The sequence below is a fragment of the Mesorhizobium sp. M6A.T.Ce.TU.002.03.1.1 genome (genome assembly GCF_003997275.1).
Lineage (GTDB): Bacteria > Pseudomonadota > Alphaproteobacteria > Rhizobiales > Rhizobiaceae > Mesorhizobium > Mesorhizobium mediterraneum.
In genome coordinates this window covers 39,802-50,155 of the sequence record NZ_RZTI01000032.1, presented here as the reverse complement: position 1 = coordinate 50,155, position 10,354 = coordinate 39,802, and the positions used below count along the sequence as shown (strand labels likewise).

Here is a 10,354-nt window from a genome sequence, read left to right as displayed (position 1 = left end):
CGTTCAGGCCGGCGGCAGAGGCGGGGCCATTCCGGGCGGCGACGAAGGCGATGGCCCGAAAATTCCCAGCCGCGCCTCGAACCGAGATCCAGCGCGGAATGTTGGTCGGCGGGTTGGCGCTCATCTCACGGCGCAGCAGCCGGTCGATTGCCGCGTCGATATCAAGGTCAGGGAGACGGTAGACGACACCGCGGCAGCTGCCGCCACGGTCGAGCGCAAGCATCAGCCCGGGCCGCTCGCGCGTGCCGCGCCAGCGGGTCAGCCACAGCGAAAATCGCCGATGCCAGCCATGCACGGTCGCCGGTCGCTCCTCGACGAATTCGAAGCATGGGTTCCACAGCAGCGAGCCATAGGCGAACACCCAAACGTCACGCGGGCGTCCCGCAAGCAGCTGCGTGCGAATGTCGGCATAGTCGCGATCCTCCAGATTGCGCAGTCCGGGCGCCGAGCCGGCGTCTTCGATCTTGCGATCGATCTTGGCGAGGAGGTCTTCTGTCAGGGCAATTGTCATGGCCGCTTATCGGGTTTGTCTCCCGAGAGAGCATCGCCGCGACATGGCATCCGCGTCCTGAACGGATGCTGATATTGTGCTGAAATCGAATGGAGCGCAGCGGCTGGTCGGAGCGGCGTGCGAGAAGCTTTCGGCTTCGAAGCGCGACATCACAATCGGCCAGATGCGGTGTTTAGGGTTCTCCATTTGTAGTATCCTGCGTCGGCAGCAGTTGAACCCCGTCTCTCCGTCCGGTGGCAGGAAATTTGCCATGAACCGCATCGCGACGTCTTCGCCGGCTCTATCCGACCGCGAGCGCGCGGTCGCGGAGAAGTTTGCCGCCGGCCTGACCTATCGCGAGATCGGCGAGGCGCTGTTCATCGCCCCCTCGACCGTCCGCACCCATCTCGCCTCGATCTATGAAAAACTTGGCGTCCGCAACAAAGTCGCTCTCGCATCGTATTTTGCCGGCGCCACTAGCGCGCAGCCGGCTCCGTCCTTGTCCGACGCCTCGCCGGTGCTCGCCATATTCCCGATCGAATGTCTGAATTCCGAAGAGCGCTGGCAGCGCTTTGCCGACGGTCTGTCGTCGGACATCACCATCGACCTGGCGCGATACGCGGGCTTGCCGGTCATCGCTTTCCACACGATGAAATCGCTGGGCAGCAAGCCGGCCGACTTCGCGGCGGACGGCAAGGCGCTGGGCGCCACCTATCTCGTGTCGGGCCAATTGCGCGCTGAAGAGCGGCGGGTTCGGTTGACGATAGAGCTTGCCGATGCGGAGAACGGCGTCAGCCTTTGGAGCGAGCGCTACGACCGTCCGGTCGAGGACGTTTTCAAGCTGCAGGACAGCCTGACGGAAGGCGTCATCAATGTCCTTGCTGGCTGTTTTGGGGCGATCGCCACGGTGGGCCGCAATGCGGTCCGCCGCAAGCCGCCGGCCAGCCTGCGGGCCTACGACTTTTATCTGCTTGGCGTCGAACAGCACAACATGTTCAGCCGCGCCGGGAATACGGAGGCAATCCGCCTGCTTTCACGAGCGCTGGAGCTTGACCCAACTCTGGTCAGGGCCTGGACCGAGCTTGCCTATGCCTATTCCATCGAGGCCTGCAACGGCTTTGGCGACGATGTGCCGGGTTCAATCGAGAACTGGCGGGCGGCGGTCGAAAACGCCTTGCGGCTCGACCCGACGGACAGCGCCGCCCACACCTGCCTTGGCGATCTCAAGGGATGTCTCGGCGACCTTGAGGGGGCAGAGCGCGCGTATCAGCGTGGCTTCGAATACGGCTCCAATCATGCCGACACGCTGGCGCTGCTGGCCGGCAGCAAGGCCCTTGTCGCCGGCGATCCGGCCGAGGCGATCCCGCTCATCGAGCGCGCCATGCGCCTCAATCCACTGGCCCCGCCCTGGTATTTCGGCATGCAAGGCCGCATCCTGTTCGTCGCCGGCAGGCATCGCGAAGCCATCGCAGCGCTCCGCAGGAGTTCGCCGGATTCTCCGAACGTGCTGATGTTCTTGGCGCTGGCGCACGCAGCCGTGAGCGAGACCGGCGAGGCGGCCAGGATTGCAGCCCGCTTGAAAGCTGAATTCCCGGACTTTTCGGTCGAACGCTTCATCGCAGCCTATCCCGTGACAAACCCGCATGCCGTGCAAGCCATACGCGACGCCGCAAAGCTGGCAAGGCTCGGTTGAGGCCTTGCCGAGGAGTCCGCGACTACGCATTGCCCCGATAATCTCTCAGTCTGCCACCGCCGGCTTGCCAATTTGGATTTTCGATGCGGGCGTCACACTGCATCTCGGCGGTTTCCGGCGTGCGAAGCCAGCGCGCGCTCGGCTCGCCCGTCCTGGAGCAGCAGCAGGTCGGCCTTTGCCCATAGCAGGTAGCAGACGAGCAATGTCAGCGGCGCAGCAACGAGCGTCGACGAAGCGCCCGACCACACCGGCGGCAAGGCACCGCCGATCCCCGCCGCCGCCGCTACCATCGCCGGAAGGCGGCTGGCCAGCACGGCGCTGCGGAACGGGTCGGGCCAGGTGGCTTGCCAGCCGGGCAACGGCCTGCCGGCCGCGAAAGCGCTGCCAAACTTGCCGAGTGCATGCAGCAGGCCCGAGGTCGCCGCAAGCACAGGCTCACCGAACAGGAACAGGGCGATGCCAAGCCCAATCGCCCCGATCCCCGACAGTATGTCGCCAAGGCGGTTCAGGGACGCGTCGGGGCTCGGCTTTCTAGCCCAGGCGCGGCAGTAGATTTCGCCGCTGTAGAAGAAGACCAGCGTGGCCAGTGTCAGTGCCATGGCGGCGATGCTGCCGGCGAAATAATCGAGGAGCGCGGCAGAACCACTCAGGCCGGGACCTCGCGGCACGGCGACGATCTGGACCGTGACACCCGTCACCAGCCCGAGCGCATTGCCGAGATTGTAATATCCGCCGGGACCGACCATGCGCGAGCGGATTGCAGCGGTAAACCGCGACAGCGCCCGCACCACCCGATACCAATCGGGGATAGCGCTTTTCGGCCGCAGCCTCGGTAACGGTTTTTCGTCGAGCATCGACGGTTCGAAGGACTGGACATCGGCCAGCGCCGAGGCGTTGCGCCGGCCGGCTGGCGTGCCGTCCAAATGGTACAGCGCGTGATCCAGGCGGAGTGGCGCATGGTCGTCTTCGAGCCCCATCAAATCCCCCTCATGAGTTACGACGTCCCAGTGGGTAGTGGATGGTTTGCTGCCCGGGTGTGTACCCGGCGCGTTTGCCTGAGGTGTCGCCCGGCTGTCTGGCGGCAGCATCGGGAAGGTTTATGGACGCTCGTTGACTGCCCACGGCGCTGAGCGGATCGAAATATATCCGGCACGGTCTTCTGCTCAACATTGCCGAAAGCTTGCGCCGCAAAGGGCGGATCGCTGGTTGCTAGCGGGCGGCGAGCTTATCCAACCGTTTGCAATACGGGCGGACGCCGACGGGGACGATCTCATAGCCGGCGTGGTTCAACTGGAGCTTCATCTCCTCGAAATGCCGCTTTGAACCGCTGACGATCGATTCAGGCGTGTAGTCCCAGCCGTTGCGGGCGGCATTGGCCAGGATGTCGGCATAGACGCGCATGCTCGTGATTTTCACATCCGATTCCAGCACCTGCCTGCATCCTCTTGCGAACGACGGCGACTGGGCGGCGGAAAGACTCAAGATCGTGCATGCCAGCACTATGGAAACAGGACGCATGGAAACCTCCCCTGATTGCAGCTTGTTGCTGCAAGCGATCGTGCAATTTGTGCGCCTGCGGCGGGATCGGGCAGATGCAGTATTCGACCTCCTGCATTTGTAGTATTCTGTCCTGGGGCGGTTTCCACCATGACGGTCAATGACGCTTCGAAAGCGCAGACGCTCGATGCCTTGTCGGGCCGCGAGCGCGCGGTCGCGGAAAAATTCGCAACCGGCATGACCTATCGCGAAATCGGCAATGCACTTTTCATTGCCCCGACCACTGTTCGCACCCACCTTGCGGCCATCTACGAAAAACTTGGCGTGCGCACCAAGATCGGGCTCGCGGCGTATTTTGCCGGCGCTTCCAGCGCTCGGCCGGACGGGCTATCACTCCCGTCGGACGCTCCGCCAGTGCTCGCGATATTCCCGATCGAATGCCTCAATTCCGAAGAGCGTTGGCGCCGCTTTGCCGACGGCCTGTCGTCGGACATCACCATCGACCTGGCACGTTACGCGGGCTTGCCTGTCATCGCCTTCCACACGATGAAATCATTGGGCAGCAAGCCGGCCGATTTCGCGGCGGACGGCAAGGCGCTTGGCATCACCTATTTCGTATCGGGACAGTTGCGCGCCGACGACCAGAGGATTCGCTTGACGATAGAGCTTGCCGATGCACGCAACGGCGTCAGCCTGTGGAGGGAGCGCTACGACCGCCCGGTCGAGCATATTTTCGCGCTGCAGGACAGCCTGACCGAAAGCATCATCAATGTGTTCGCCGGCAGTTACGGAACGCTTGCCACCGTCGGCCGCAATGCGGTTCGCCGCAAGCCGCCGGCCAGCTTGCGGGCCTATGACTGTTACTTGCTCGCCCTCGAACAGCACACCACGTTCAGCCGCGCCGGCAATGTCGAGGCGATCCGCCTGTTTTTACGCGCGCTGGAGCTTGACCCTACTTTCGCCAACTGCTGGGCCGAGCTCGCCTATGCCTATTCGGTCGAGGCCTGCAACGGCTTTGGCGACGACGTGCTGACGTCGATCGAGAACTGGCGGACGGCGGCCGAAAACGCCTTGCGCCTCGACCCGACGGACAGCTGCGCTCACGCATGCCTTGGCAATGTCAGGGCATGCCTTGGCGATCTCGAAGGGGCGGAGCGCGCGCACCGGCGCGCTCTCGAATATGGCTCCAACCACGCCGGCATACTGCTGCTGCTGGCCGGCAGCAAGGCGCTTGTCGTCGGTGATCCGGCCGAGGCGATCCCGATCATCGAGCGTGCCATGCGCCTCAATCCATTGGCCCCGCCCTGGTATTTCGGCATGCAAGGCCGCATCCTGTTCGTCGCCGGCAGACACGAGCAAGCCATTGCGGCGCTCCGCAGGAGTTCGCCGGAGTCGCCGGACGTGCTGATGTTCCTGGCGCTTTCGCATGCGGCCATGGGCGAGGCCGGCGAGGCAGTGCGCGCCGCGGCCCGCTTGAGAGCCGAATTTCCAGGCTTTTCGGTCGAACGCTTCATCGCAGGCTATCCCGTGACCAACCGGGACGCGTTGCTTGCCATCCGCCACGCTGCCGGACTGGCGAAGCTGCCGTAGACCCCTACCGGTCGATCGTCACCATGACGCGTTCGTTGTAGCGCTCGCCCGAGACCTTGCCCGGCGCCAGCGCGTCGTCGAGCGCCTGCATTGCGGCGGCGTCGAGCTTGATCGCTGCGGCGGCGACGTTCTCCTCGAGGTACTTTCTGCGCTTGGTGCCGGGGATCGGCACGATGTCCAGCCCGAGGTCAGTGCCCTTGTGCAGCAGCCAGGCCAGCGCGATCTGGCCCGGCTTGACGCCCTTGGACGTGGCGATGTCGCGGACAATCCCGGCCGCCTGCACGTTGGCGTCGTAGTTGGCGCCCTGGTAGCGCGGGTCGCCGCGCCGGAAGTCGCCCTCCGGGTAGTCTTCGGCGCGCTTGACGTCGCCGGTGAGGAAGCCGCGGCCAAGCGGCGCGAACGGCACCAGGCCGATGCCGAGCTCACTGAGCAGCGGGATGATCTCCGGTTCCAGATTGCGTTCCCACAGCGAATATTCGCTCTGCACAGCCGACACCGGATGCACGGCATGCGCGCGGCGGATGTTGGCGGCGCTGGCCTCCGACAGGCCGAAGTAACGCACCTTGCCTTCAGCGATCAGTTTGCCAACAGCACCCGCCACATCCTCGATTGGCACCGCCGGGTCGACGCGGTGCTGGTAGAGCAGGTCGATATGGTCGGTGGCGAGCCGGCTGAGCGAGCCTTCGACCGCCTCGCGGATATGCTCGGGCCGGCTGTTGCGGTCGGTGCCGATTTGCTTGCCGTTTTCGATACGAAAGCCGAATTTGGTGGCGATCGTCACCTCGTCGCGCCGGCCCTTCAGGGCGCGGCCGAGCAGTTCCTCATTGGTGTGCGGGCCATAGACTTCTGCCGTGTCGAGGAAGGTGCAGCCGAGCTCGATGGCGCGATGCAGCGTGGCGATCGATTCCGCCTCGTCGGCCGGGCCGTAGGACTGGCTCATGCCCATGCAGCCGAGGCCGATCACCGATACCTGCAGCCCCTGGCTGCCCAGCTTGCGTGTGCTCAAGGTCATGGAAGAGATCTCCGGAAAAGCGTCAGGGTTCGTATGCGTCAGGACGATATAGAGCGTTCGCTTAGTTTCCACAGTCGCTCGGCTGAGGGCTAATCGCACGATCGCGTGAGCCGAAGAGGATCATCGTCAGCCTTTCCTGGCAACCAGCAGCAAAGGCTCGCGCTGCGGCGTCGTCACCGAAAAGCCGGACGGGCCGACCGTGTCGAAGAAGCGGTGGAATATCTCGATGAAGACCCGCACGAAGAGCGGCTTTGCCGAACCGTACATGTCGGCGACGATCAGTGTCGGTGGCGGCAATTCGTCGAAGATCGGTTTTCGAACGATCTCGTCGCCATCGGCGGTGGCCCGGCCGATCGGCCGCATGTTGAGGATGGCCATGCCGAAGCCCGAGGCGACCGCCGAGCGGACCGTCTCGTAGGAGCGCGTGCGAAAGCGCACCTCCGGTCGTTTGGCCAGCACGTCAAACAAGGTCAGGAGATAGGTTGCGGTGTGCGGCAGATCGAGCAGGACCAGCGGCCGCTCCGCAAGTTCCGCCAGCCAGATGCCGTCGCGCACGGCGAGGGGATCATCGGCATTGAGCACGGCGTGCGCCGGCACCTTGCAGATGCGGGTGACGCTGTCGATGCCGATCGGCCCGATGTCGTAGAGAATGGCCAGGTCGATCTGGCCGGCGACAAGCCGTTCCTGAAGCTGGACCTGGTCGGCCTCGACCAGGTCGATCTCGACATCGCCGACGCTGTCGATATAGCTGCGCAGCATTTCCGGCATGAATAGCGCTCCGAACGGCTCGAAACAGCCGATGCGCAGGACTTTCGGCACGCGGCCGCTGAGATCGCCGATCGACCGGTTGAACTCGGTTTCCGCCGCCAGCATGACGCGGGCTGCTGCGACGAAGCGTTGGCCGGCCGGCGTGATGGAGACGCCGCGCGCCGGCCGCCTGTCGAAAATACGCGCCTCCATCTCGGCCTCGGCTAGCGTGATCGCCGCCAGGATGGATGATTGCGAGATGTAGAGCGATTTGGAGGCCGCCAGCACGCTGCCGAGGCGAGCGACTTCGCAGACATAGCGCAACTGCCGGACGGTCAGGTTCATAGAAAATCCAATTGTTGCATTTAATAGCGCATGTTACTCGCAATAATACATTTTGTGGAAGTGCAGAAACCCGCCAGACTGCCTCTGCTGACAAGGCTGCCGAAAGAGTGGCCATGGAACGAGGGGTTCGAACTGCATGCCGAATGGGATATCTCCCATTGCCGACGCCGATGATCTGTGCCGCCTGAGCGCCGCGGAGCTTAACGTTGCCTATCGCGCTGGATCGCTATCGCCCGTCGAGGTGACGATGGCGGCGCTTGCTCGCGCCGAAGCGATCAATCCGCTTTTCAACGCCTTCACCATGATCGACCGCAAGGCTGCGATCGAGGCCGCCGGCGCCTCCGAAAAACGCTGGCGGGCAGGCGAGCCGCTGTCCGCCGCCGACGGCATACCCACGACGCTCAAGGACATCGTCTGGGTCGAGGGCTGGAGCGTTCGCTATGGCAGCAGGACCACGCCGGCTGCGCCCTGCGACAGGGATGCGCCCGCCGTTGCCCTGCTGCGCCGAGCGGGCGCTGTCTTCATTGGACAGACGACGACGCCCGAATTCGGCTGGAAGGCGATCACCGACAGCGGGCTTTGCGGCATCACGCGCAATCCCTGGAATGCCGAAAAGACGCCCGGCGGCTCTTCCGGCGGCGCGGCGGTGGCGGCTGCCACCGGAGCCGGCGTCTTCCACCTCGGCACCGATGGCGGCGGATCGATCCGTATCCCGGCCTCCTTCACCGGCATCGCCGGACTGAAGCCGACCTTCGGCCGCGTGCCGGCCTATCCGTCGAGCGCATTCGGAACCGTCGCCCATATCGGGCCGATGGCGCGGACCGCGCAGGACCTTTCCGTCATGACGCAGGCGATGTCCGGCCGCGACCTCAGCGACTGGCAGCAAGGCGGGGGAACGCTGGCGCCGCTTGGGCGGATCGAGGCGACGCTGCAAGGGGCCCGGGTCGGCTACTGGTCGAAGCCGCCATCCGGCGTGCTGGATGAAGAGATCGCCGCCGCCGTGTCCCACGCGCTGACGTATTTCAGCGGGTTTGGCGCGACGGTCGAACCCATTGATCTCCCCGGCGGCGATCTGCTCGATCTGTTCCAGTCCCATTGGTTCACCGGCGCCGCTGCGCGTCTGGCGCTGATCCCTGAGAACGAACGGGCAGGGATCGATCCGGGCTTCCTGGAGATCGCCCGGGCGGGGGCGGCGTTCGACGCCAAGGCACTGGTCGCCGCACAGTTACAGCGCGGCGAATTCGGCGCCGCCATGGATCGGCTGCTCGACACCTATGACTTCATCGTTTCGCCGGGAGCATCGATCTCGGCCTTCGACGTCGGGCTTGAAGTTCCCTCGGGCAGCGGCCTGTCGCGCTGGACCGAATGGGCGGCATTCAGTTATCCAATCAATCTCAGCCAGCAACCGGCCTGCGTCATCCCTTGCGGCATGACGGCGGCGGGCCTGCCGGTCGGCTTCCAGATCATCGGTGCGCGTGGCGACGATGCCCGCGTGCTTTCCGCGGCGGCCGACCTGGAAGCCGCCTTTCGGCCCCTGACGCAAGCGTTTCGCCTGAAGGATTTCGCCTGACCTATTTCGCATAAAGAACAGACCGTAACCGACGACAAAAAAGGGGAATTTTGCCATGATCAACAGACGTGCAATGCTGCAAGGGGTGGCCGGCGCGGGAGCTGGCGCTGCTCTTCTTGCCGACATGAACAATGCGGCGATCGCCCAGGACGCTACCCCCATTCCGGTCGGCTCGGCCCTGCCGATGTCCGGTATCGCCGCCGCCGACGGCATCGAATTCAAGAACGGCCTCGACCTCGCCGCCGAGGAGATCAATGCGGCGGGCGGCATTCTCGGCCGGCCTGTCGAGATCCACATCGAAGACACCAAGGAAATGGGCGCCGATCTGGTCAGCCAGTCGATGCAGCGCCTGATCGATCGTTTCACCGCCCCGGTCATCATCAACGGCTACAATCTCGGCACCAACATGATCGAGATGGACGTCGCCGCCGACAATGACGTCATCATGATGCACTACAACACGCTGATTTCGCACAATGAGAAGTTCAAGACCGACCCGGCCCGCTACTACAGTTCCTTCCAGGGCGATCCGCCGGAATTCTGGTATGGTCCCGGCTGCCTGAATTTTCTCAAGACACTAGCCGCGGACGGCAAATGGAAGGCGCCGAACAAGAAGATCGCCATCATCCCGTCGGCCAATGAATATTCGATCGTCATCGCCAATGCGATCCGCGACAAGGCCGCCGAATATGGATTCGAGGTCAGCCTGTTCGAGACGGTTCCGTTCCCGACCAACCAGTGGGGTCCGACACTGGCGAAGCTCCGGCAGGATCCGCCGGCGGCGATCCTGGTCACGCATTTCCTGCCGCAGGACCTGGCGCAGTTCATGGTCCAGTTCCTCGCCGAGCCGATCAACAGTCTGATCTATATGCAGTACGGGCCGTCGCTGCCCGCGTTCCGCGAGATCGGCGGCGAAGCGGTCAACGGCGTCGTCTATTCGACGGTGATCGGCTGCCTGCCGGACGATTTCTCCAAATCGTTCCGCGAGAGTTACCGGGCGAAATTTGGTCCGAACTCGGCTTACATCACCGGATCGCAGACCTATGACGGCCTATGGATGTGGGCGCTTGCGGCGGCAATCGCCGGCGGTCCGGGCGAGCCGTTCAACAAGGAGCAGACCACCAAAGTGGCCAATGCCATGAAACGCTTGGTCTATCGCGGGGTCAACGGCACCTACCGGGCCGATCCGGCGGGTCAGTCGGCGTTCTGCTACCCGACGCAGGTGGCGGATCCGTCGCTCGGCATGCCGCACCAGTTCCTGCAGCATCAGGATTACAAGACCGATCCGAAGCTGATCGCGCCGGTGCTCTATGCAACGGACAGCTTCATCCTGCCGCCATGGATCAAATGAACGGATGAAGGGACGCAGCGGACAAGACCGGCCGGCTCGTGCGTCCGACCGGTCTCCAT

Annotated in this window: 10 protein-coding genes; 5 read left to right on the top strand and 5 right to left on the bottom strand. The window is 64.1% G+C overall.

The window, feature by feature from the left end; genetic code table 11:
- The coding region (locus EOC93_RS12895) for a gamma-glutamylcyclotransferase (protein ID WP_127204792.1) at positions 1–511 on the bottom strand (511 nt) is incomplete at its 3' end.
- 250 nt (positions 512–761) lie between these two features.
- Between EOC93_RS12895 and EOC93_RS12890 the strand changes: the two genes are divergently transcribed.
- Positions 762–2,183 carry a LuxR C-terminal-related transcriptional regulator gene (locus EOC93_RS12890; protein ID WP_127204791.1) on the top strand — a complete coding sequence of 474 codons (1,422 nt, stop codon included), beginning with the start codon at positions 762–764 and terminating at the stop codon, positions 2,181–2,183.
- 92 nt (positions 2,184–2,275) lie between these two features.
- On the opposite strand, the gene EOC93_RS12885 is transcribed toward EOC93_RS12890, so the two are convergent.
- Entirely contained in the window at positions 2,276–3,160 is an 885-nt protein-coding gene (locus tag EOC93_RS12885; RefSeq protein ID WP_245461449.1) for a hypothetical protein, read from the bottom strand.
- A 232-nt stretch (positions 3,161–3,392) separates the two neighbouring features.
- Positions 3,393–3,599 carry a hypothetical protein gene (locus tag EOC93_RS12880; protein ID WP_127204790.1) on the bottom strand — a complete coding sequence of 69 codons (207 nt, stop codon included), beginning with the start codon at positions 3,597–3,599 and terminating at the stop codon, positions 3,393–3,395.
- Here EOC93_RS12880 and EOC93_RS12875 point away from each other — a divergent pair.
- Together EOC93_RS12875 and EOC93_RS12870 are read left to right on the top strand one after the other, a co-directional pair.
- Positions 3,583–3,804: a hypothetical protein gene (locus EOC93_RS12875; protein WP_127204789.1), complete on the top strand. Its 222-nt coding sequence runs from the start codon at positions 3,583–3,585 to the stop codon at positions 3,802–3,804. The genes EOC93_RS12880 and EOC93_RS12875 overlap by 17 nt on opposite strands.
- 26 nt (positions 3,805–3,830) lie before the next feature.
- Complete coding sequence (locus EOC93_RS12870; RefSeq protein WP_127204788.1) at positions 3,831–5,270, top strand: LuxR C-terminal-related transcriptional regulator; 1,440 nt, start codon at positions 3,831–3,833, stop codon at positions 5,268–5,270.
- A 4-nt stretch (positions 5,271–5,274) separates the two neighbouring features.
- Here EOC93_RS12870 and EOC93_RS12865 read toward each other — a convergent pair whose 3' ends face one another.
- The gene (locus tag EOC93_RS12865) at positions 5,275–6,282 is read right to left on the bottom strand and encodes an aldo/keto reductase (protein ID WP_095482752.1); all 1,008 of its coding nucleotides are present in this window, start codon (positions 6,280–6,282) and stop codon (positions 5,275–5,277) included.
- 126 nt (positions 6,283–6,408) lie between these two features.
- Positions 6,409–7,374, bottom strand: coding sequence for a LysR family transcriptional regulator (locus tag EOC93_RS12860; RefSeq protein WP_127204787.1), 966 nt, complete (start codon positions 7,372–7,374; stop codon positions 6,409–6,411).
- A 136-nt stretch (positions 7,375–7,510) separates the two neighbouring features.
- Between EOC93_RS12860 and EOC93_RS12855 the strand changes: the two genes are divergently transcribed.
- Both EOC93_RS12855 and EOC93_RS12850 read left to right on the top strand, forming a co-directional pair.
- Positions 7,511–8,944 carry an amidase gene (locus EOC93_RS12855; RefSeq protein WP_127204786.1) on the top strand — a complete coding sequence of 478 codons (1,434 nt, stop codon included), beginning with the start codon at positions 7,511–7,513 and terminating at the stop codon, positions 8,942–8,944.
- Positions 8,945–8,999: 55 nt separating this feature from the next.
- Complete coding sequence (locus tag EOC93_RS12850; RefSeq protein ID WP_127204785.1) at positions 9,000–10,295, top strand: ABC transporter substrate-binding protein; 1,296 nt, start codon at positions 9,000–9,002, stop codon at positions 10,293–10,295.
- Positions 10,296–10,354: the final 59 nt, after the last annotated feature.

What these genes read in the sequence shown, in the direction of transcription:
- EOC93_RS12870 (WP_127204788.1), top strand. Translation starts at nt 3,831, where the DNA reads ATGACGGTCAATGACGCTTCGAAAGCGCAGACGCTCGATGCCTTGTCG.
- EOC93_RS12885 (WP_245461449.1), bottom strand. Translation starts at nt 3,160, where the DNA reads ATGGGGCTCGAAGACGACCATGCGCCACTCCGCCTGGATCACGCGCTG.
- EOC93_RS12865 (WP_095482752.1), bottom strand. Translation starts at nt 6,282, where the DNA reads ATGACCTTGAGCACACGCAAGCTGGGCAGCCAGGGGCTGCAGGTATCG.
- EOC93_RS12875 (WP_127204789.1), top strand. Translation starts at nt 3,583, where the DNA reads ATGCTCGTGATTTTCACATCCGATTCCAGCACCTGCCTGCATCCTCTT.
- EOC93_RS12860 (WP_127204787.1), bottom strand. Translation starts at nt 7,374, where the DNA reads ATGAACCTGACCGTCCGGCAGTTGCGCTATGTCTGCGAAGTCGCTCGC.
- EOC93_RS12855 (WP_127204786.1), top strand. Translation starts at nt 7,511, where the DNA reads ATGCCGAATGGGATATCTCCCATTGCCGACGCCGATGATCTGTGCCGC.
- EOC93_RS12850 (WP_127204785.1), top strand. Translation starts at nt 9,000, where the DNA reads ATGATCAACAGACGTGCAATGCTGCAAGGGGTGGCCGGCGCGGGAGCT.
- EOC93_RS12890 (WP_127204791.1), top strand. Translation starts at nt 762, where the DNA reads ATGAACCGCATCGCGACGTCTTCGCCGGCTCTATCCGACCGCGAGCGC.